The following is a 21,202-nucleotide window of genomic DNA, read 5'->3' as shown; positions in this document are numbered from 1 at the left end:
TTGAGCGCAAATAGTTAGTGCGCAAAATATATTGCTGCTATGGCTGGGATTGAACCGGTGTATGGGCATCCCAACCCGCTCCTGTCAGGACCCTGGCCGATACTGCAACGCCTCCGCCAGATGCGAGCGTGCGATGTCCTGCACCTGTTCCAGGTCGGCCAAGGTCCGTGCGACTTTCAGTAATCGGTGCGCCGCACGCAGCGACAAGGTCAGGCGTTCGCAGGCGTTTTCCAGCCAGCGCTGGTCCTCGGCGCTCAAGTGGCAGTGCCGGCGTAGACCCTTGAGGTCGAGAAAGGCATTGGCGCAGCCTTGGCGGCGCTGCTGTACGTCGCGAGCTTCGGCGACCACGCGGGCGACGTGGGCGCTGGTTTCACCGCTGGGGGCGTTGGTCAGCACGGTGCTTTCGCGGGCCACGGTCAGGTGCAGGTCGATGCGGTCGAGCAGCGGGCCGGAGAGCTTGTTGCGATAGCGCTGGATCTGCTCGGTGCTGCAGCGACAGCGTCCGCTGGGGTCGCCCAGGTAACCACAGGGGCAGGGGTTCATTGCCGCCACCAACTGGAAGCGGGCAGGGAAGCGGACTTTGTCCTTGGCCCGGGCGACGACGATTTCGCCCGATTCCAGCGGCTCGCGCAGTACCTCAAGCACGCGGCGTTCAAACTCGGGCAGTTCGTCCAGAAACAACACGCCGTGATGGGCCAGGGTGATCTCGCCTGGCTGGGGACGACTGCCGCTGTAGGCTTTCGAAATAGCTGCGAACCTATTAGGCTAGAGGCCGCGAAGCACCGAACCTGATTGCACAAATAAATGCGAAAAAATTTCGAATTGGATGCGACAGAATTGAATATTACTCGAAATAGCTGCGACCAGCCTAAACAGGTCCGTCCGATCAAGCCGACTCGTCGCAGCGTCTCGGGCTTTCTGCCTTTCCGCGGTGCAGGTGGCGTCCCCTTCGAGTCACTGCTCGAGCGCGACTTCCTCAAGCGCATGAGGTTTTCCCATCGCGTTGAGTCAGTAATTGCTCAGCCTGTGCGGGTAGACTTTATCGACGCACTTGGGCGTGCTCAGACCTATACCCCTGACTTTCTCGTGCACTACCGCCAGCCACACGGCGTCGACTACATGGACTACTTCAAGCCGATGCTGGTTGAGGTCAAGCCCGCCTACGAATGGCGCAAGAACTGGCGCACCTGGCTCGGGAAGTGGAAAGCAGCGCGTCGCTACGCGCGGAATGAAGGCTGGACATTTAGCATCTATGACGAATCGCGAATCCGTGGACTGCCGCTCGACAACATCACGTTCCTGGAGCGGTTCGAGCGCTTGGACTTTGATCGGGAAGATATCGACATGGTCCTGAAGACGCTCCACGAAATGGACTTTGCTCCCGTGCACTATCTGCTTGCGCGCCATTTCAAAGGCGTTTATCGCGACCGTGGTGTGGCACTGTTGTGGCACCTGATCGCTACTGGACGGGTCGAGTGCGATATCACCGAGCCTTTGAACGAATACCTTGAGCTTTGGGTGGCCACACCATGAACATCTATGAGATCGACACGGACGAGCACCTCGTCCCATTCGAGCCGTCCAGGGAGCGTGTGAGTGTTGAGGTTGGCGAGATGGTCCGCCGCGACAAGCAGGTCTACCGAATTGTCCAGCTGCTCGACTTTCAAAATGTCGTGGGCGTGGAGGTCGAGACCGGCCGAAGCGTATCGCTTCGAATCCCAGAATTGCAGCCTGTAGAGCAGGAGCGAGTTGATGGACTCTTCGTCAACTATGACATCTCGACAATCAGCTCGGATGAGTGGGCGGTTGCCCAGCAGCGCTTTTCGGCGATCAAGCCTCTATTGCGTGACTCGGTTCTGCCAAGAAGCAGTGTAGAGGCACGCGCCAAAGAGGTTGGTGTCGACACGGCCACGCTTTATCGTTGGTTGGATCGGTACCAAAGCTGGCAAGAGGTGCTGGCGCTTGTCCCACGCAAGCGTGGATGGCAAACCGGTAATAGCCGGTTGAGCGCCCAGGCGGATCAGCTCATCGATGAGGTGGTTGATAAGCACTATCTGACAACTCAGCGTAATTCGGTCCAGTCGACGATCAAAGAAATCGAAACTCAGGCCAAAGCGCTTGGTCTCACTCCTCCTAGCGCGTCAGCGATCAGGATCAGGATCAAGCGAATCCCAGAGAAGATTGTGTTGCGTAGACGGGGTTACGCCGATCAGGCTCGCAACCGGCACACACCTTCCGTTGGCCAATTCCCCGGCGCTGACTATCCGCTGGCAGTCGTCCAGATTGACCACACGCCAATCGACCTGATCATTGTGGATGACCGACATCGCAAGCCGATAGGTCGTCTGTGGCTGAGCCTGGCAATCGACGTGCACTCGAGGATGGTCAACGGCTACTACCTCGCGCTGGAAGAGCCGTCCGAGATATCTGTCGCTATGTGTCTGGCGCACTCCATCCTGCCTAAAGAGGATTGGCTTAATCTGCATGGCATCCAAGGCGAATGGCCGGTGTGGGGGTTCCCTCGTGTTGTCCACTCGGACAACGGCCCTGACTTCCAGGCCGAAAACTTCCGCCGGTCGTGCTCGAACTACAACATCGAGAACCAGTTCCGGCCGGTGAAGCGGCCAAAGTATGGAGGCCACATCGAGCGGCTCCTCGGCACGTTCATGAGAGAGCTGCATGCGCTGCCTGGTACCACGCACAGCAGCGTTGCCAAACGAGATGGCTACGACTCAGACAAGCACGCGGTTCTCACGATGAGTGAGTTTGAAGAATGGCTGGTGCGGTCCATCATCCTGTACCACAACAACTACCACTCCGCGATTTACATGAGCCCTGCTCGGAAATGGCATCTCGGGTTCTTTGGAAGTCGTGAGGCGGATGCGTTGGTGAGCATTCCACCGCGGCCTGCAGATCCTCTCACGGTCCAGCTGGATTTCATGCCGTCTTACCGTCGAACAGTGCAGCATTATGGCGTGCAGCTTGATGTGTACTATTACTCGGAGGCTTTGCGTCACTGGATCGGGACTACGGACCCCGAGACTGGCCAGGCTCGAAAATTCGTTTTCAGACGAGATCCTCGCGATATCAGCGTGATCTGGTTCTACGACCCTGTACTCAAGCAGTATTTCAGGGTGCCGGTGGCCAACCAGGCGTTTCCAGCAGCAACGTTGTGGGAATTCCGTGCCGCGAAGAAGCAGGCCGTTGACGAAGGCCGTATGCACATTGATGAGACGTTGATCGCAAGGATGATCTTAGAGCGTCGTCAGATCGTGGAAACGGCATCGGCCAATACCAAAAGGGCACGTCGGGACGCGCAAAAAAACAAGGTGCATAGCAAGAATTCCACGCCGGCGCGTCCTGTTAAAATGCCAGTGGATGCGCCACCTTCAATCCCTGCGATTGACGGGCTGCTGCTCGATGATGTTGACCTGATCGGTGATATCCAATGACTGAGTACGCACATCTGCACGCCGACTTCAGGCCTGTGTTGCAGCTATCAGCTCGGGAGCGGATTCGCTTCATGCGAGAGCCCCGTTGGATTGGCTACAAGGCGGCCCACCACATCCTCGACAGCTTGGAGTGCCTGCTCGACGCACCCAAACGCCCGAGAATGCCGAATCTGCTCATTGTCGGCGATCCAAACAATGGCAAGAGCACCATTGTTCAGCATTTCGAAAAAACACATGGCCAGGGCTACGTCGACGAAAACTCCGAACCTGTGCGGCCAATCATTTTGGCTGAAGCACCGCCGTCTGCAGAAGAGAAAGACCTCTATGCAGCCATCCTCGAAAAGATGTGGATGCCTTACAAAACTACCGACTCCAAGCTCACCCTGAGGTACCAAGTCATACATGCCCTTCGCGAGCTGAAGGTGCGCATGCTGATCATCGACGAAATCCACTCGATGCTCGTCGGGCCTGCTACCAAGCAGCGTGAGGTTATGAACGCCCTCAAGATGCTATGCAATACGTTGGTGATCCCCATCGTCGGCGTCGGAACACCTAACGCTGTGCAGATCCTCCACTTGGACGCGCAGCATGCCAGCCGTTTTGATGTGATCAAACTGGAGAATTGGAAATTGAACGCCGACTTTCAGCGCTTGCTGAAAGCGTTCGAAGCCATCCTGCCGCTCAAGCATCCCTCTGAACTCTATAAGCCCGAGCTAGCTCAGCTGATCCATTCGATCTCGGGCGGCAATACCGGCGACCTGCACAGCCTACTGATCGAGTGTGCCATTGAAGCCATCAACTCTGGTAAGGAATGCATTGATCGACAGCTCATCGAGAGTAAGTCGTGGAAGCGTCCTACACGTGGCATCCGGGAGCTCATTGTCTAAAGCCCCGCTGGCCACTCACCCCGCCGATTCTGCCTGATGAGCTGTTCTCTTCCTGGCTCATCAGAACGGCGCATGTCCATGGCTGTTCGCCGAGCACGCTAACAGCGTCTGCTTGGTCGAAGCCTCATGCTTGGGGTGCAGATCTTGACCGTTGGCACCCTTGGGCAGATTTTAAGGTACTTTCAGGCATTGTTGGCTTGAGACCTCAGACACTTCTGGCCTGTACGCTCTGGCGGGTTATGTCCGACCTGCACCCCTATCTCGTGACGGCCAGGTTGGGGAATGTGCCATGGATCCTCCCTTTGGGGTGTCGGAGCCACTCCCACGCCGGGGGGCTGATGTGTTGCCCCTGCTGCATCGATGGACCAACACCTCATTATCAACTGCAGTCCCGACTTGCATGGCACACAGTCTGCCCCTGGCATCGAGTGCTTCTAATCGACCGCTGCCTCAGATGCGGGGTGGCTCTACAGCCCGCTCGCTTGCAGCCCGGTCACCCGCTTTCTGAATGCCATCACTGTGGTCAGTCGCTGGCGAAGAAGTCGTTTGGGCCCTCGATAGAGTCGGCGCTCGAGTTTCAGAGGTTTGCTGACCTAGCCAGTGGTTCGAGCCCGCTGTTTGGCGATCGGCCCTTGAGCTTTCCTGAATGGATGGCCGTCGCTCGACTCATCATCAGTTTCCTGCTGAATGCGATAAGACATCCTTCTGCGGGCACACTACAGTTCTGCCGAGCTATTGGGGTGGAAATCTCCCTGCTGCAACCCTCATCACTTGGGTTGCCATTTGAGTACCTTTCTCCTGCCGAGCGCTCTGTGTTGTTGGGCCAGACCTGGGTGATAATGCAAGCAGGTCCAGAGCGGTTTATGGAGCTCGCCTCGTGTACTCAGCTGCCCATCAGCGCTTTTCCATCGCTGGCAAAAGGCGCGCCCGAGATCGCTAGGGAAATGCTCTCCGTACTCACCCGACATAGTCAGCATAGGCCTGGCCGGCAAGGTCAAAGGCAGTCTCATACCCCCCTTGATGTGTGGCAGATGTGGCACCGATTGCAGAGAAGGACGCATAGAAATGGCATCTCATGACGCATGCACCAGCGCGGAATGCCATGAATGCAGGCGCGAAATGACCAACGCTAAAAAGGTTCATGCGGGCAAGCGCTACTGTGAGGCTTGCTATCGGCGCCTGTTCAAACGGCGCATGTGCCTAGAGTGTGGTGACTTCGCTCGGCTTCCAACCTTCGACCTATCCGCGCGCTGCACCACCTGTGAGCGCTCTGCGGCATGTGTACGCTGCGGTAGGCTTGATTTTGAAACAGGCATGCGCTCGGACTATGGTCCGGTGTGTAAAGCTTGCACGCCTTTCTTCCGTACCGCTGAGCCCTGCGAGGTATGCGGTAAGTACTCCCAGCGATTGGCCAGGAACAAGGTGACGGGTCTAAAAAGCTGTCCCAAATGTAGCGGTCCAGAGATGGCCACGTGCCCGCGTTGCCGGCGCTATCGAGTACTGGCTGCAGGAGAGGACGGCGTGCCACGCTGCGAGCCCTGCAGCACTCTATCTACACACCCTTGCGACACTTGTGGCGCCCCCACGCCGGCTGGCCGTGGACGGGAATGTGAGACATGCTACTGGTTGAGGCTTTTCCATAAGCGTTTGGCGACCAACGCAAAAGGGTTCAGTAGCGATCAGATCGCTGGGCGGTATGCGCGTTTCGGGCAGTGGCTCCTAGATCGGACTGGTGCCCATAAAGCCGCTTTGAGCATCAATGGCCACTACCATTTTTTCCTGGCACTCGATATCACGTGGGGGGCGGTGCCGTCCTATGAGCAACTCGTGCAGCACTTCGGCGCTGCAGGGCTACGCAAGGCAGAAAGTCCGATGCGTTGGCTGACAGAAGTCGGCGAGGTCGTCGTGAGTGTGGAAATACGAGAGCAGCTGACGGAGCAGCGTCGACTGGAGGCAATTCTGGCGGAACCTGCTGACAGCTGGTCGGCTCAGCTTCTGAAGGAGTATGTCGCTGCTCTGAAGGGGAAAATGGAGCACAGTGGTACTGACCTGCGGTCAATCAGATTGGCGGCTCGCGCTGCGGCGAACTTGTTGAAAAATGCTCAACTGAAATTGGGCGCTATGCCTAGCCAGAAGGCTCTTGAGTCGTTTTGGCGTGGAGCACCAGGTCAGGTGGCTGCTGCCACAGGTTTTGTTGGGCACTTAAACAAGCACCATGGCCTTGAGCTTAAGGCGAGGCCGGACCCACGCTGGCTGGCAGGAGCTAAGCGACAAAAGGCGGAGCGGGAACTGGTGGCGCTGTTGAGCGAGGTGGAGCATGAGACCTTTGAAGAGCGCTGGATCGTGAAAGGACTCGCCTACTTCCACGGTGTTACGAGGGCGAGCCGCAAGTCGCTTGTGTACCAACCTCAAGTTTATCGAGGGGTCGCGGGTTTCAACGTCACCTATGAGCAGCAGGTTCTGTGGGTGCCGTCCGCGAGCAGCTATCAGCGCGGTGATCACTCTGATTAGCTACTCGAGTTCTACCCCAATTTCTTTGAAGGCGTTAATCAACCTGCTTCGATAGAGTACCTTCGCGTCTTTCTGGTGGTGTTTGAAGATTTTCGCCCCAGTCGGGAAGAAGGACTCCATGTTCTTGAATCTGCCAACAACGAAGCGGACCCTTGAGCACAGCTTCTCTACGAAATCCTCGAACTCGCCATGAGTCGCGACATGGGATTTCATGAGGACGCCAGAGTAGGCTGGTTTGTGAGGCTTATCGGGCTGAATTTCGAAACAGAAATAATTTTGACCGTCGACCTGAATGCGCAACACCAGCAGGCCGCGACGCAGCCCCGTTTCTCGATCAAGGTAAACCCATCCACGGCATGACTTATCGTCAGATGGCCACTCAACTGGTGGTTGCAGCAAAATAAGATTCGGAGGACTTTGCTCTCGAAACCTGCTGGGTGTGTACCAATTCACATGACTCACCCGGTCAGGATTAGCCGCCATGATCGATTTGAACGCATTCCAGATATCGTACAAAAAACCGTGGGTCTCAAGCTCAGCCTCGGCGCCGTGCTCCAGTTTGCCGACATTCTTGCCGGCACCACTGCCTTCTCCCGAAGAGTGAGACGAAGCCTCTGATGGCTTTGGTCCTAGACGGCCGCGGTCCGTCTTGATCACGTGCTTCGTTTTCTTGACTTTGCGCTTTGCCCCCAAAAGCTTGAAAGGTGGTGTTTTAACGATGATGATTTCGGAATGACTGTCCGGCTCTGCGTGGGAGTGTTCACCGATAAACTCCTCAGCTTCGGCTGTGCGAAGTGGACGCGGAAGGACAATGCGACCGCCTTCAGGCCCCTCGCTGCTGTCGAACTTCATGCGCTGCCATTCAATTTCCTGCCCATCAGGCTGGTTCGAGCCAACCAGGTCCAGGCACAGAAATGTGTTGCCCCCGTTGATCCAGCGTCCTCGGCACAAAAACTGGCCTTTCCCTTGGAACCAGGGCGTTGCCTTGAGGAATATCTTGGAGGATGGATCTTTCGAGATGAACTGGGCATTAATGCTTTTTACCGCTTGCTCTGCGTAGTCGTCGTAAAGCAGGTGGGCAAGAAAAACCGCATCATAATTACGCATCAGACGAGATGGTTTGACCAGCCAGCGATGCTCGTGACGGCGAGGTTCATCAAAAAGTACGGACCTGACATCTGACCAGCGTAAGGTGGCTACAGCCCGGCAAACCTCCATGTTTCTCGCGTAAGCGCGCACAAAATACTCGGTACACGGGATGAGCAGATTCTTTTCATCCTTGCCGATTTTGAAGCTCAGCAGTTGGCCGTGATCTTGCGGGTATTTCAGCGGATAATCACTGTCGTGGAAGACATGCGCATTGCCTCGCCGAAGCAGCTCGGCTCTGGATGTTAGTGACCATCCACCTTCATTGAAGTCTACGTCAAACCGTTCTTGCTCCAGCTCTGTACTGGAGATGCACTTCCCATCGCGCCAGATGGAGCCCTTTCGGTAGTGCGGTAGGCTGCTGAGGGGAACAACGGCCGGCGAGAAAGCGCCAGGTTCATCGTCGATGAGCTTTCTGAAGTACACCGTCACCAAGGGGATGGAGCGGGGTCTTGTGTTCTGCTGGATGGGGCCATACCACCACACAAGGTGGTCCCCCTTCATTCGTTTGACCTGGCTATCAGGGTGCCTCAGGTCAGCACGTTTGTGCGTAAAATCGACGCGTTGAACCTTTTCCACCAAGCCGAATCCTCCCTCATGCTAGATAGCCATCACGTGGAGTGTATCGAGTTGGCAATCTGTGCGCGACGCCAAAAGCGCCTGGGTGCTGCAGCTTGAGGTATCGGCTGTCGGACGAATTCTTCATGTGCTCTCCGAGGCTAGGGGTGGCTATCCATTTGCCGTCTTCAGGTGGTCAAGCCCAGAGGTGTTGCTTGATCACCTGGCCCCCCGGTGGGACCTTTGAGGCAAAGCAGGTTGTATCCCGCTCGAACGATTGTGGAATCTGGGGCCGTCGGATAGCTTGTAGGCCACTGACGATGGTTCTCATAGAGACTCCGACATGTCCCTTGCAGCCCAAGAGCGTGGTGCTCTATCAGCGTTACTCTCACGCACAGCTGACAACTCTGCTTTCTACACGGCGCTCACAGCGGCTGACGGGGTGAGCGAGATCAATGAGCTGGCAGGTCTTAGGGCTGACCCTCGCTATCGTTTGGTTCGTGTTGACCGTAGGCTGGGACCGGGAAAGAATGAGTTCGAAATCGCCTTGGTCGACGATATCGAGATGTCAGTGGCCTTTTACGACAAGGTTACGCTCGTGTATGTCCCAGGAGTCAGTAGCCGACTCCTTGCGCGCAACTCAATCTGGCGATCGGCGAGTAACCGTCATTCCCTAGCTCTCCGCGATATTTCGCAGAAGGTGCTTTTCAACTACATCGTTCAGCACTACGACATCTTCCTAGAAGCGGACACGATGACAGATGGTGGAAATTTTAATTGGCACCGCCAGGTCTCTAGGGCGATTGAGAAAGGTCTCTACGCCTTTGTGTACGACGCAACGACGCAAGCCCTTCAATCAATTCCAACGCAGCGCGCGCTCAACGATTTACAGGATCTGGCATGGTCTGATCCCAATCATGAGGCCTTGCGAGCCGTTATCTCGCTTTCTCCTCTGGCCAGTCGTCTGGAAATACCCACAGGGTTCGCGTCAGCCTCAGGAAATGATCAATACCACTGATTTTTCAACGGCAGTTATGGGTCGATAGCTGCCTGTCGTGGATGACCGCATTCGACCCATAGCGGATGGTCGGTCTTGGTGGCAGTCATCAATAACGCGGCAAGAAACAATCAGTGTTGGGGGGGCTGGCGAGCCATCTCATAAAAGAGTGCTTCATGGGTTACCACTTCGGCCCGCCTTCCGCTAGCTGAAGTTCACCACGGCCAAATGAGAAGTTCTCATTTGGCACAGGTACCAACGAGATGAAGATGTCGTCAGGTGACACTCCTGTAGCATCGACAACCAAGCGGTTAATCGCGGCAGCGAGCTTGCGCTTGTCCTCAAGAGGTCGGTGAGCGCCAACCAGAACAGTGATAATCATCGCCTGAGCCGGATCACGGTTCATTTCCATGAAAGTCGGATGCAGGAACAACTCATCGGGACCATGCTCGCTGAGCATCACGAAGCGGTCACCCTCTGGTATCCCCAAACCTTGGACGAGAGACTGGTTGAGGGCGTCGGCAATAGCCCGCTTCTCATCACTCGAAAAGCGGCCCTTAGGGATGTGTGCGTTGAAAACAGGCATAGTGCTTCCTTGGTTAATTCGTACGGGTCTGATGGGGGTATGTGTCCCAGCTAGGTTAAACCCAACTATTCCCACTGAAGAGAATTGAGAAACAAACTGTCCAGGCTAGCTTGCCCCACCGCTATTGCGTCATTACACCGGCTTCCGAAACTTCAATGTCATCCGGTCACTCTCCCCAATAGCCTGGTAAGTCGCGACGTCTTGTTGGCGATGAACAAGCTGTAGTAGCGGTAGGCAATCAGGTAGATGGCGACGGCAGCGGTCACGATCCAGAGAGCGCTGATGGCTTCGCCTCTGCGCAATGCCAGGGTGCCTAGAGCAAACGCACCCAGCAAGGCGACGGCGAACCAGGCAATTCGGGTAGCCAGTGTGGTCATCGAATTTTCTCCTGTCGCGGGTCGTAAACCCGGCGACGGCTTTTGTTGTTGTGTGTGCCCTGATAAGGACGGCGACACTCTCGCCGTCCTGCGTCCACAAGAAAATGCGCAGTACTACGGGCGCAGGCTGCGTAGAACTACGTAGGCCGCGCCTCGAAAAAGGGAATCTGATCCCGCTCCCTGCGCCGGCACCAAGCATGTAGCCCACCTCACCTGATTCGCTTCCATCCGGCTTCGCCGATCAGCGGTAGCTTGACACTCGTCAGATCGAGGAATAGTCTACCTACTAGTAGATAGACAAACGAACAGAGGACATCATCATGCAGTTCAAAGGTCGCAAGCTTCTGGTGGTAGGTGGAACGAGCGGTATCGGTCTGGAAACCGCACAGATGGTCGCCGAGCAAGGTGGTTCGGTGGTGATCGTGGGTAACCGCCCTGAGAAAGCCGAAGCAGCACGCCAACAACTGGCTGCCGTTGCTGGCGAAGATAAGGTCGTAGCCTACGCGGTCGACTTGACCGATTTTGTCAGTGTCCAGGCACTGATCGAGAAATTGGCCACCAGCCACAAGGACATTGACCTGATGGTCAATTCCGCGGGTATCTACTACCCGAAAGCTTTCATCGAGCACTCGCTGGAGGATTACGACAACTTCCTCAACCTGAACCGCGCTGTCTTCTTCCTGACCCGTCAGGTGGCAGCACAGCTGGTAGCTCAGGGCAAACCTGGCTCGATCGTGAACGTCACTGCTGTGGCTGCGCGCCAAGCCGTCGAAGGTGTTCCAGCGTCGGCCTACTCCATGGCCAAAATGGGCCTGGATGCCCTGACCACGCACGCGGCAGGCGAGCTGGCGCAGCACGGCATTCGCGTCAACTCGGTCAGCCCAGGCATTGTGGAAACCAAGATCTTCGAGCGTTTCATCCCTGGTGAGCAATTGGCAGGCGCGCTGAATGATTTCAACAACTTCCACCCGCTGGGTCGCAACGGCACCCCACGGGATGTGGCTGAGTCCATTGTGTTCTTGCTCTCTGACAAGGCGTCTTGGGTGACCGGCGCAGTGTGGGACGTGGACGGTGGGGTCATGGCCGCCCGCAAGCAAGGGAAGTAAACTGTCTGAGTAGTGGCCGGAATCGCTCTTTTCTGGTCGGGCGATGAAGGCAGGAGAATGTATGGCACTGGCAACACGGGACGCGTTAATTCAAGCCGCTGAAGGACTGATGCGGACCAAAGGCTATGCGGCGTTCAGCTATGCGGATCTTGCTGATGCGGTCGGTATTCGCAAAGCAAGCATTCATTACCACTTCCCGACAAAGGAAGACCTGGGTATCGCGATCGTCGAAGAGTACGTTTCGCAAGTGCAGGCTGAGTTCGAGCGTATTGAGATCAATCAGAAAGGTGCGGAAGAAAGGCTCAAGGCGTTCTATGTGCTTTTCTACTCCAGCACTGAGGGTGGTCTTTTGCCTTTGTGTGGCGCGCTGGCAGCTGAAATGGCTGCGCTGCCAGATGGGCTTCAGCGCCTGACACGACGCTTCTTCGATGTTCAGTTGTCCTGGTTGACCAGAGTGATGGACGAAGGCATTGCCGCTGGTGAGTTACCCCAGGGGCGAGGGTCCAGAGAGAAGTCTTACTTGTTGCTCAGCATCCTTGAGGGATCGAGCTTCATTAACTGGGCTACCAAGGACGGTGAGATGGTAAATATGGCAGTTCTTCGGATGATCGCAGAGTACTGATATCTGCGAATAAGGGGGCCGATACGCGACCCGTTTCGGCCCATTTTTTGGTAAGTCATACCTATCAACTAGTAGGGTGGTAATCATGTCTAGCATGCCTAACTGGCAACAAACCATCACCGACGTAAGCGCCCGCCTGAAAGAGTTTGGCACACGTTCGCCTGACACCCTGCGGGGCGTGGCAATGCTCGGTAATGCCGGCAACAAAACCAATCACCTCGACGCCAAGACCCGTGAGCTGATCTCGCTTGCTGTCGCTGTCACCACGCGCTGCGATGGTTGCATTGCTTTCCACGCTGCAGAAGCCAAGAAGCTCGGCATCACCACCGAGGAAGTTGCCGAGGCGCTCGGTGTGGCCGTGAACATGAACGCCGGTGCTGCGGTGGTTTACAGCACGCATGTCCTGGATGCCATGGACAGCAAACCTCAGAGCTAAGTGGCTTTCGCAGCTTATCCAGCAGAGACAGATAGAGAGGAGATTCTATGAAGAAAATTACGGTTGAAGTCTGGTCCGACTTTGTCTGTCCCTGGTGCTGGATAGCAAAGAAGCGCTTGGGTCAGGCTATTGATGATCTCAAGGATGAGATCGAAGTTGAGATCGTGCCGCGTGCGTACCGCCTGGCCAGAGGCATGACCCCGATCTCTTTCAACGAGGCTTTGGTACAGAAAACCGGAAGCCAAGCGCGAGCGGACGTATTCATGGAAGCCGTGCGAGAAAGTGCTGCACTTGAAGGGCTGGACTACCGGTTTGACGTCATGCGCTTCGGGGATACCTCCGCCGCTCACCAGTACGTGAAGGCGATTTCCGACCCGGCTCTGCAGGCGCGCTATGTCGAGCGGCTTTATCTGGCCGGAACGACTGAGGGAAGGAATATCTTCGACGAACGGGTCTTGCGGGACCTGGCGACAGAGGTGGGGGCAAACGACCTCGTTGATTTCGATTCGGCGCAAGCCGCAATCCTGAGAGATGAAGCAGCAGTGAACGGACTAGGTACCGGCATTCCTTTGTTCGTGATCAACGGCAACCGCTACATCTCCGGTGCACAGGAGCCGGCAGTGTTTACCAAAGTGCTCCGTGCTGCGATGGAAGAGCTTTCAAGTGACGAAGAGGCAATCAGTGCCACCAGCTGTTCAATCACTGGCTGCTCGCACTAACCAGGTGATCACCTTCGGGTGCCTCGTGATTTTGATCTTTTATCCACGAATTTAAGAGGATTTGAAAATGGACAAGCATCTCAACGGTATCGACATCCCTGCTCTGCAAGCCTTTGCACAGGGCGTCGCTGAGGATCCAGCCAAGCGTCACGCGCGCTTCAAAATCAACACCAAGTGGGAGCATCAGACCCGCACCGTGGCCACCGTCGACCTCTTTCACTTGAGCGGTACCGACTACCCACGAAATGTCCAGATCGCAGCTGATGAACCGTTGGAACTGCTGGGAACCAACTCTGCCCCCAACCCGCAGGAACTGCTCATCTCGGGTCTGAACGCCTGTCTCTCCGTTGGCTACGTGGTGAACGCTTCAGTCATGGGTATCACCATCCACAGCCTGGAAATCGAGACCAGTGGTGAACTGGATCTCCGTGGTTTCCTGGGCCTGGACGAAAGCGTCAACCCAGGCTTCGACGAGATGAGTTACGTGGTGCGCATCCACACCGATGCACCTGCCGACAAGGTAGAAGAGCTGCATCGCATCGTCACCAAGACTTCCGTGAACCTCGCCAACTTCTCGAAGGCCATCCGCATGGTGCCCAAGCTGGAAGTTATCGCTGGCCAACCAGCTGCCTGATTCACGTATTCGTTTGCAGAGGTAGATCATGAAAAAGCTGTTTTCTCCATACGACCTGGATGGCCTCAAACTGGCCAACCGCGTTGTGATGGCTCCAATGACCCGTACCCGGACGGAAGACAACGTACCGTCCGAGCTGACCGCACTGTATTACGCGCAGCGTGCTTCGGCGGGCCTGATCATCACTGAAGGCTTGCCGATCTCGGACGAGGGGCGTGGTTACCTGTACACCCCAGGTATTTACACCGACGAGCAGACCCGCGCGTGGCGCGCAGTGACTGATGCCGTTCATGCCAAAGGCGGCAAGATCTTCGCCCAGCTGTGGCATGTGGGCCGCATGTCGCACGTGTCGCTGCAGCCAGGCAATGCTGCACCCGTTTCGGCGAGTGCCGAGCCAGCTGTGGGCACCACGGTTTACGCCTGGACTGGCCCTGGTGTAGCTGGCCCGGTTGCGCCGAGCGTACCGCGTGCGCTGACTGTCGACGAGATTCACCGTGTCACCGACGACTTCGTTGCCGCCGCATTGCGCGCGGTGGAGGCTGGCTTCGATGGTGTCGAGCTGATGGCGGCCAACGCATTCCTGTTCGACCAGTTCCTGAGCAGCCAGATCAATACGCGCACTGACGAGTACGGTGGATCGATCAAGAATCGTCAGCGGTTCCTGCTGGAAACGATCGATGCGATCGGAGATGCCATTGGTAGCTTCCGCGTAGGCGTGCGTATCTCGCCGTTCGGGCGTCTGTACGACCTGCGCCCTTATCCGGAAGAAGAAGCAACCTGGATGAGCGTTGCCGCTGAACTGAACGAGCGTGAGTTGGCTTTTGTCCATCTGAACTACCAGCCCACGGTGACTACAGTTCCATTCCCTGAAGGCTTCTACAAACAGTTCCGCTCGCTCTACAAAGGCACGGTCATCGGTGCCGGCGGCTTCACCGCTGAGCTGGCAGAAGTTGAGCTGCAGAATGGCAATCATGACCTGATCGCCTTCGGCACCTCGTATATCGCCAACCCTGACCTGGTTGAGCGGATGCAGAACAGTTGGCCACTAGCACCGAGCGATCACTCCACCTTCTACGGTGTGATTGGCGCGAAGGGCTACACCGACTACGCGACATATCAGGGATAACCGTCCCGGTTGATTCACCACGCTATTCAACTACTGTAGGAGTCTGGACATGCCACTGGTTACTGTAAAAGGCATTGAGGGTGTTTTCTCTTCGGAGCAAAAAGCCGAGATCATCAGCAAGATCACCGACGCCATGGTCTCCGTCGAGGGAGAGAAGATGCGGGCTGTGACTTGGGTGATTTTTGAGGAAGTGAAGAGCGGCGATTGGGGCATCGGCGGCGAGCCGATCACCACTGAGAAAGTCCGAGCCATTCAGAACGGCTGATGGTGAAGCTGGCCCGGTCCACGCAATGCGCAGGCTGGGCCAACTTGTTTTGGACACTCCTAGGCCGTAGCTCGATCCCCATCTCGTAGGTCTGAGGTGAAGGGATGAAACAGGTGAGCTAGGCGGGATGTGGACGGCTGGTGCTCATCAGTGCTTCACTCATGCCATCAGAGGTAAATTGCCTGATGGCGGTAGGAGTAGGCAGCATTATGGGCAGCGGGCGTTTTAACCAGGAGCAGTCTTCGGTAGGTCTGAAAGTGGCGCTGCGCATCATCGCCGGCTGGCAGGCCTCCCCCACCCAAGCTTGCAGAATCCTGCGCATATCGTACTCAACATACCGTCGCGCTTCTCAAGATTGCGGTGCTGGCCGAAGGCTCGATCAAGATCAGCAGCAGCGTATAGGCCTGGTGCTGGGCATCCACGCATCGTTGCGGACCACGTTTGCGAATCAGGCTAACGTCAAAGGATTCCCTAGGTTCAAAAACGAAAATGAATTCTTCGGAGGGCGCTCTCCCTTGGAGATCATGGCGCAAGGCGACATGATCTCGCTCTATGAGACCTACAAGCGCGTTCATCAGTTACCGCGGATCGGCGTGGCGCAGTGATCAAGCTCGCGCCGCAGAGTCTCCATTTCCTATAGTTCCCGCATCGGGGTAGAGGACCACTGGGGTGAGCTTCTGCATCACGACCTCGATTAGGGATATCGAGTTGGCTTCAACCTCTCCGGTGGGCCAATGACCTGGCTGTCCAGGTAGGCTTTCCGGCCTCGGTAGCCCGCCCCATTTGTGTACATCGGGCGTTTCAAAGCCAGCATTCTGTGCGCGTTGAAGCCAATAGCCCTCATAGTAATGTGCGTTGCTATCTGTTCCTGAAGTCCAAGTAAGTACTACCGCCTGGATGTCGACCTGTTCGTGCGCTGCCCATTGGAAAAGTGCGTAAGAGCAACGTCCCTCTCGTGGATGGTGTAGATGCTCCTGGAATCGCTTGCGAAGATTTACGGTCTGCCCGACATAACAAGCTTTCCGTTCCCCATCCTTACTGTGGGCTACTAAAGCGTAAATCCATATGCCGGTTGTATCTTTGCTTAATCTGGACCTGTTGCCTTTGGGCTCCTTCGGTGGGCGATCGTTGAATTCGAAGTGAACGCGTAACCGTTTCCCGCTCTCACATTTAAAGCCCGCGTAGTCCCTCCCGTCCCTGGTAACGGTCAAGCCATGGCTGGCCGCCAGTGCCATCAGTTGCTTGCGATCCGCGATTTCGCCTGAGTCGATAGCCGCTTGCATCGACTTCTTCAGTCCCAGCGCGTGCTCGATAGCTTCCCTATTCATGTTTCTTCCCTGATGCTCCCTGCACTCAATTTGTGGTGCAGCCTACGGGTGATTCAAGGGGTTAGGCAATGCTCGGTAGCGCGCTCCTTTGAGGCTGACCGCCTGGCGGTTAAGCATTGACATCATCGTCATTTCTGACGATGCTTTCGGCATGAGATATCCAGGCGGAAAAGGCAAGTGCTACCAGCGCTTGATCAACCTGATGCCACCGCATCAGACCTACATTGAATCCCACCTCGGTGGCGGTGCTGTCATGCGTAACAAAAAGGCAGCGCAGCGCAGCATCGGGCTGGATCTAGATTTGTGCGTCATTGAACGATGGCGTGCCGAGCAGCCGGATGCTTGTGAGTTGCATCAGGCAGATGCCGTGTCCTTCCTCGAGGCCTTTTCGTTTGGCGGCGATGAACTGGTGTATGCCGATCCGCCGTATGTGGCAGAAACACGGCGCCGATCGAAGGTGTACCGCTGCGACTACACGGACACCGATCACCTGCGACTTCTGCGTTGCCTGGCAGCCTTGCCGTGCAACGTGATGCTCTCGGGTTATGACAACGAACTCTACAACCGTGAGCTGGCCGGGTGGCGCAAGGTGAGCTTCCCAGCAAAAACGCATGTAGATGTTCGCGAAGAAGTGGTCTGGATGAACTTCGATGCCCCAGACCGCTTGCATGATGCTCGCTACCGCGGCGAGACCTTCAGAGACCGACAAACCATCCAGCGTCGCCAAGCTCGCCTACGCTCAAAAATCGATGGCATGGATCCGCTTGAGCGACATGAGCTCCTGCAGTGGATGCAGGACAACTACGGCATTGCCGAGGAGGCCGCCTGATGCAATTAGGCGCAATATTCATTGACCAACTGGTGTTCAACGTTGAGCTACCCAAGCCCAATGACGAGGTCATTCCTGGTGTGCCTTGGGGAGCCGTCGAGGCATTTCCCACACCAGCCTATTGGGCTTATCAGGTCTATGCACGTCGTCTCAACGGCGAACGTATCAACTACAAGCTCGGCGCGACGCTGAAGGAAGAGGTTGGCGCTTGCCTGCTGGGTGGCCACGGCATTCCCTCCACAGTCGGGCTCGCGGCCTATTACCATGTGAAGGCACGTGGCGCGTTTGGTGACGAACCACCCTCCGAGGACCAGCTGCTGGCGTGGCTGCGGGAGCCTATGGCCATCGATGGGCGCTTGGTGCGCTACCGCTTCGCCAAACAGAAAGCCCGCTACCTGGCTGCCGCGTTGCATAAGCTGGCTGGTGAAGAGGCGCCTATCCAATCTGGAAGAGCTCTACGTGACTGGTTGCTCGACGTTCCGGGTATCGGGTACAAGACCGCCTCGTGGGTTGCGCGCAACTGGCTGGACGCGGATGACGTGGCGATTCTCGATATCCACATTCTGCGGGCCGGCCTGTTAGGCAAGTTCTTTGATAGTCACCTGACCGTTGAGCGGCATTACCTTCAATTGGAGGAGCAGTTCATACGTTTCAGCAAAGGTCTCGGCGTCCGAGCATCGGAGCTGGACGCACTGATCTGGTTGGAGATGATGTCGTCGCCGGCGACAGTTCACTCGATCATGGGTATGGGGCCGGCGCCGGCTGCCTCAGGCAGGCGCCCCAAGAAGACCAAGGCCGACGCCAATCAACTTTCCTTGATCGGCTAGTTTGCTTGCCCACGGCTCACCGGTGATGCCCAGTGGGCAGAAGTTGAGCCCGTGGGCGTGTGCGGTGAGCGCGATGATAGCCAGCAGTGCGCCGGCGTCACGCCAGATGAGACTGCAGCCATCCTGGTACTTCGCCAGCGTCTTCCCTGGCTCGGCGACAAACAGAATATGCACGGCCTGGCTACCTTCCAGAAGCTCTGCGCTATGGAGCTGCAGGCCTTCTAGAAGCTGAGCCGCCCCACAGATCTCAACCAGGTAGTGCCCCTGCGGCTGGTAGAGCCACCACCGGCGATCACCTGGTAAGTGCAACACCATGTGGATCGGATGGATGGCTCCTGCAGAAGGTGTCGCCCTATGCTCTAGGTCGAAACCGTAGGGTGAAGGCCAGCTCTCCCGGCTGCGGCATGCTTGCCAAAGCAGTTCGCCCAGCTGCTCATCGCCCAACTCACGGAAGTCGCGTTGGGTTTGCCGGCTGCCAAGCACCTGCTCGTACGAGTGGTTCTGAGGTGTCGGCCCGATGGGCAGACGCTTGATCTCACCGGTGGGCCAGCGCACCAGTTCGTAGGGCACGACACAGGCCCTGGGTACTGGACTACCCAGGTCGATCCAGGTCATAGCCGACTTCATCAAAGACGTGGAAGAACTTGTTGCATCCTCGGCAATCGCCGCAAGGCACATTGGCTTTGTGGCAGCTGTGAGCCCAAGCCAACGATCCGGCAGGGACACCCGATATCCGCACCAGTTCCGCGGTCGACAACTCGATGGCCGGTGCCTCTACCACCATCCCGCCTTCCTGCAGCGAAAGCAGGTGACTGATGGCCTGCATGAATTCAGGCGAGCCGTCTCGGTGGAAACCGTCAGACTTCACGGTACCTAACCACAGATGGGTTACGCCCAGCGAAATTGCTTTCATGGCCGCCAGGGTGACGAGCATTTGGTTACGGTACGGCCACCAGTCGGAGGCAGGCGCCAACTCGTCAGCCTCGCTGCCCGCCATGTCCCCTGAGCCTAGATGGCGACAATCAATCTCCACGATGTGGTGAGGGATGTTGAGCTGTTTGCAGATCGCGCGCGATGCGGCCAATTCGGCCTCCGCGGCCAGCTGACCATAATTTAAGGTGATCGCCAGGGACGGGCGTTTCCACCAGGCAATCGACAGAGAGTCCATGCCACCGGAGAGCAGCAACGCCGTTTTCATAACGTGCAGGCCTCCCAAACAGTTTGGTAGATCCCAGTGACGTAATCGGTGGTGATGCGACAGCCCGAGCCCTCCATCATTTTCTTGTCCTGGGCCGACTCATTTTCCGCATAAAGCACAACAGGTTTGTCGATCGCCCTGGCGTAGCCGATTTCGTAAATTGTGCCGGAATCCAAGCCGTCACCGATGGCGAACAGCAGGTCGCATTCCTGAATCGCGTCGAGGTCTTTCTGGACGACATCATCGGCGGAGCCGAGGCCAACATCATGGTAAGGAGAGAACACCTTCAGACCGAGGGCGCTTAGGTCGTTGCGGGCCTCGTTGATCATCCAGAGCTGGGCCAATGAGAAGAAGGGGCCAGCAAGGTATACCTGTGGCACGAAGCCGTTAATGTAGCGCTCCGAGGGCTCAAGCGGTTGTGCTGGGAATTGCGCAAGTTGATGAGGCCGCGGGTAGCCTTGGGTTTCACAGTAATAAGCCGTTGCCTTCGATGCCTGGAGAGCCGCCTCATGTGCCGTCATGCCGTGCTCCATCCACCCCAGGGCAAAGTGTGCGGCGAAGGTGTCGCCAGAGCCGATCTTCCAGACGCGGTCAGTTCTGAACACCGGCACTCGGCTGATAGCGCCTTTGTCATAAACCAGGGCACCTAGGGGGCCCATTTTCAGCACCACTACTTCAGCCCGTTGCTGGTCGGCTACGGTTGTGAGCAGCGTTTCAGGAGGCAGGGAGTGGTCACCCAAGAACAAGCCGGCTTCGTGGCGGTTGAGCACGAGGGCCAAGTGCTCGGCCTTAGAGCCGTTGGCGGAGAATGGCTCAGGGGCCGCCCCGTTTTGGGGGTCGTACACGGCATAGGAGGCATTCACCACCGCAGTCCCTTCGATCATGCCGAAGCGAAGGATCTTTTCTGCGCTGGCTTGCAGGTGATGCGATTGTTCCGTTGGACCGACCACGACAGGGTTGGACAGACTGTGGAGATACTCGAACGAGACTCCATGCTCGACTTCTGTCGGGTGGAAGGTGAAGCCTTCCAGGGCTGCGCGGTTCTCCATGATGAACCTTTGTTCGGTATCAACTACTCCATGGAGAACAGCGTTACCACCGAATCGCGCGATGGCTGTCGCGGCTCGACCAGCCGAGCCATAGACTTCGTCCCAGATGGGGCGGACACAATGCTCGCTGTAGACACCGCCAAGAATCGTGATCATGGAAGCCTCCGTGCTTAAGTCAGATGGGAGAAATGTGAACGCGTACTTGCCCGCTGATGATGGACACCACGCGGCCCGAGTAGATGTGGCCGTCGGTCATACACTGGCGCAGGCGCTGCAGTCTTCGATCGGCGATGCCACCGACCTCTTGGCCCTCCCAGTAAGCAAGCACCACGGATTGCCCGTTCTGGTCGCCGACGACGATTTCAAGCAGATGACCTTCGCGCAGCTGCTGGACAACCTCTTCCTTCGGCGAGGCGATCTGAGCAGTGAATGAAAGTTGATCGCAGGCGACAGTAGGGTCCGTAGACGGCCCGCGTCGATCTCCACCTAAACCTGACATATGCACTTCCCTTGCAAGTTAATCGAGACGATACCAATACCATGGAGAAA

23 protein-coding genes and 2 pseudogenes are annotated in these 21,202 nt (G+C 56.8%); 17 read left to right on the top strand and 8 right to left on the bottom strand.

The genetic code is table 11. The features are described from left to right. Nucleotides 1-84 precede the first annotated feature (84 nt). Nucleotides 85-729: pseudogene (locus tag HU737_RS21965) on the bottom strand (ATP-binding protein); the annotation flags it as partial. Between the two features lie 255 nt (nucleotides 730-984). On the opposite strand from HU737_RS21965, the gene HU737_RS21960 reads away from it, so the two are divergent. From HU737_RS21960 to HU737_RS21940, 5 genes are all read left to right on the top strand, one after another. Further along, nucleotides 985-1,533, top strand: a complete 549-nt coding sequence (locus HU737_RS21960) for a TnsA endonuclease N-terminal domain-containing protein (RefSeq protein WP_186553233.1) — start codon at nucleotides 985-987, stop codon at nucleotides 1,531-1,533. Continuing rightward, nucleotides 1,530-3,452, top strand: coding sequence for a TnsB C-terminal domain-containing protein (locus HU737_RS21955; protein WP_186552974.1), 1,923 nt, complete (start codon nucleotides 1,530-1,532; stop codon nucleotides 3,450-3,452). The genes HU737_RS21960 and HU737_RS21955 overlap by 4 nt, the downstream gene beginning before the upstream one ends. Then, the gene (locus HU737_RS21950) at nucleotides 3,449-4,339 is read left to right on the top strand and encodes a TniB family NTP-binding protein (protein WP_186552973.1); all 891 of its coding nucleotides are present in this window, start codon (nucleotides 3,449-3,451) and stop codon (nucleotides 4,337-4,339) included. Before HU737_RS21955 ends, HU737_RS21950 begins: the two co-directional genes overlap by 4 nt. Next, nucleotides 4,297-5,418, top strand: coding sequence for a TniQ family protein (locus tag HU737_RS26465; protein ID WP_186552972.1), 1,122 nt, complete (start codon nucleotides 4,297-4,299; stop codon nucleotides 5,416-5,418). Before HU737_RS21950 ends, HU737_RS26465 begins: the two co-directional genes overlap by 43 nt. 670 nt (nucleotides 5,419-6,088) lie before the next feature. Next, on the top strand, nucleotides 6,089-6,850 hold the full coding sequence (locus HU737_RS21940; RefSeq protein WP_225915636.1) for a hypothetical protein: 762 nt from the start codon (nucleotides 6,089-6,091) through the stop codon (nucleotides 6,848-6,850). Here the strand turns inward: HU737_RS21940 and HU737_RS21935 are convergent, their stop codons facing one another. Continuing rightward, nucleotides 6,851-8,575, bottom strand: a complete 1,725-nt coding sequence (locus HU737_RS21935) for a hypothetical protein (protein ID WP_367616049.1) — start codon at nucleotides 8,573-8,575, stop codon at nucleotides 6,851-6,853. Between the two features lie 322 nt (nucleotides 8,576-8,897). Between HU737_RS21935 and HU737_RS21930 the strand changes: the two genes are divergently transcribed. Continuing rightward, nucleotides 8,898-9,572 carry a hypothetical protein gene (locus HU737_RS21930; protein ID WP_186552971.1) on the top strand — a complete coding sequence of 225 codons (675 nt, stop codon included), beginning with the start codon at nucleotides 8,898-8,900 and terminating at the stop codon, nucleotides 9,570-9,572. Nucleotides 9,573-9,732: 160 nt separating this feature from the next. Here HU737_RS21930 and HU737_RS21925 read toward each other — a convergent pair whose 3' ends face one another. Both HU737_RS21925 and HU737_RS21920 read right to left on the bottom strand, forming a co-directional pair. Beyond that, entirely contained in the window at nucleotides 9,733-10,137 is a 405-nt protein-coding gene (locus HU737_RS21925) for a tautomerase family protein (protein ID WP_186552970.1), read from the bottom strand. A gap of 188 nt (nucleotides 10,138-10,325) precedes the next feature. After that, nucleotides 10,326-10,514, bottom strand: a pseudogene (locus HU737_RS21920) (hypothetical protein); the annotation flags it as partial. 320 nt (nucleotides 10,515-10,834) lie between these two features. On the opposite strand from HU737_RS21920, the gene HU737_RS21915 reads away from it, so the two are divergent. The 8 genes from HU737_RS21915 (at nucleotide 10,835) to HU737_RS21880 (ending at nucleotide 16,027) form a co-directional block, all read left to right on the top strand. Further along, nucleotides 10,835-11,620, top strand: a complete 786-nt coding sequence (locus tag HU737_RS21915) for an SDR family NAD(P)-dependent oxidoreductase (RefSeq protein WP_064491855.1) — start codon at nucleotides 10,835-10,837, stop codon at nucleotides 11,618-11,620. A 61-nt stretch (nucleotides 11,621-11,681) separates the two neighbouring features. Next, nucleotides 11,682-12,242 (top strand): TetR/AcrR family transcriptional regulator, encoded by a 561-nt coding sequence (locus HU737_RS21910; protein WP_064491856.1) that lies wholly within the window; start codon nucleotides 11,682-11,684, stop codon nucleotides 12,240-12,242. 94 nt (nucleotides 12,243-12,336) lie between these two features. Next, the gene (locus HU737_RS21905) at nucleotides 12,337-12,678 is read left to right on the top strand and encodes a carboxymuconolactone decarboxylase family protein (protein ID WP_186553230.1); all 342 of its coding nucleotides are present in this window, start codon (nucleotides 12,337-12,339) and stop codon (nucleotides 12,676-12,678) included. Between the two features lie 47 nt (nucleotides 12,679-12,725). Further along, on the top strand, nucleotides 12,726-13,397 hold the full coding sequence (locus HU737_RS21900; protein ID WP_186552969.1) for a DsbA family oxidoreductase: 672 nt from the start codon (nucleotides 12,726-12,728) through the stop codon (nucleotides 13,395-13,397). A 67-nt stretch (nucleotides 13,398-13,464) separates the two neighbouring features. Beyond that, nucleotides 13,465-14,031, top strand: a complete 567-nt coding sequence (locus tag HU737_RS21895; RefSeq protein ID WP_186552968.1) for an OsmC family protein — start codon at nucleotides 13,465-13,467, stop codon at nucleotides 14,029-14,031. 28 nt (nucleotides 14,032-14,059) lie between these two features. Continuing rightward, complete coding sequence (locus HU737_RS21890; protein ID WP_186552967.1) at nucleotides 14,060-15,157, top strand: alkene reductase; 1,098 nt, start codon at nucleotides 14,060-14,062, stop codon at nucleotides 15,155-15,157. A gap of 49 nt (nucleotides 15,158-15,206) precedes the next feature. Further along, nucleotides 15,207-15,422 carry a tautomerase family protein gene (locus HU737_RS21885; RefSeq protein WP_047595890.1) on the top strand — a complete coding sequence of 72 codons (216 nt, stop codon included), beginning with the start codon at nucleotides 15,207-15,209 and terminating at the stop codon, nucleotides 15,420-15,422. Nucleotides 15,423-15,631: 209 nt separating this feature from the next. Continuing rightward, a complete protein-coding gene (locus HU737_RS21880) occupies nucleotides 15,632-16,027 on the top strand; it encodes an antitoxin Xre-like helix-turn-helix domain-containing protein (RefSeq protein WP_186553229.1) in 396 nt (131 codons plus the stop codon). On the opposite strand, the gene HU737_RS21875 is transcribed toward HU737_RS21880, so the two are convergent. Beyond that, nucleotides 16,028-16,657, bottom strand: coding sequence for a GIY-YIG nuclease family protein (locus HU737_RS21875; RefSeq protein ID WP_225915740.1), 630 nt, complete (start codon nucleotides 16,655-16,657; stop codon nucleotides 16,028-16,030). A 181-nt stretch (nucleotides 16,658-16,838) separates the two neighbouring features. Here HU737_RS21875 and HU737_RS21870 point away from each other — a divergent pair, with 181 nt between their 5' ends. After that, on the top strand, nucleotides 16,839-17,579 hold the full coding sequence (locus tag HU737_RS21870; protein WP_225915635.1) for a DNA adenine methylase: 741 nt from the start codon (nucleotides 16,839-16,841) through the stop codon (nucleotides 17,577-17,579). After that, nucleotides 17,579-18,406, top strand: coding sequence for an 8-oxoguanine DNA glycosylase (locus tag HU737_RS21865; protein WP_186552965.1), 828 nt, complete (start codon nucleotides 17,579-17,581; stop codon nucleotides 18,404-18,406). Before HU737_RS21870 ends, HU737_RS21865 begins: the two co-directional genes overlap by 1 nt. Here HU737_RS21865 and HU737_RS21860 read toward each other — a convergent pair. The 3 genes from HU737_RS21860 to HU737_RS21850 are packed head-to-tail and all read right to left on the bottom strand — an operon-like array spanning nucleotide 18,347 to nucleotide 20,809. Then, nucleotides 18,347-19,021 carry a nitroreductase family protein gene (locus tag HU737_RS21860; protein WP_186552964.1) on the bottom strand — a complete coding sequence of 225 codons (675 nt, stop codon included), beginning with the start codon at nucleotides 19,019-19,021 and terminating at the stop codon, nucleotides 18,347-18,349. The two genes, HU737_RS21865 and HU737_RS21860, sit on opposite strands and share 60 nt — an antisense overlap. Beyond that, nucleotides 18,999-19,604: a 7-cyano-7-deazaguanine synthase gene (locus tag HU737_RS21855; RefSeq protein WP_186552963.1), complete on the bottom strand. Its 606-nt coding sequence runs from the start codon at nucleotides 19,602-19,604 to the stop codon at nucleotides 18,999-19,001. Before HU737_RS21855 ends, HU737_RS21860 begins: the two co-directional genes overlap by 23 nt. After that, nucleotides 19,601-20,809, bottom strand: a complete 1,209-nt coding sequence (locus tag HU737_RS21850) for a PfkB family carbohydrate kinase (protein ID WP_186552962.1) — start codon at nucleotides 20,807-20,809, stop codon at nucleotides 19,601-19,603. Before HU737_RS21850 ends, HU737_RS21855 begins: the two co-directional genes overlap by 4 nt. Between HU737_RS21850 and HU737_RS21845 the strand changes: the two genes are divergently transcribed. Then, nucleotides 20,808-21,086, top strand: coding sequence for a hypothetical protein (locus HU737_RS21845; RefSeq protein WP_186552961.1), 279 nt, complete (start codon nucleotides 20,808-20,810; stop codon nucleotides 21,084-21,086). The genes HU737_RS21850 and HU737_RS21845 overlap by 2 nt on opposite strands. Nucleotides 21,087-21,202: the final 116 nt, after the last annotated feature.

It is taken from the genome of Pseudomonas urmiensis, from assembly GCF_014268815.2.
Classification (GTDB): domain Bacteria; phylum Pseudomonadota; class Gammaproteobacteria; order Pseudomonadales; family Pseudomonadaceae; genus Aquipseudomonas; species Aquipseudomonas urmiensis.
Note: the sequence above shows the minus strand (reverse complement) of the source record. Positions and strands in the feature narration are given on the sequence as shown.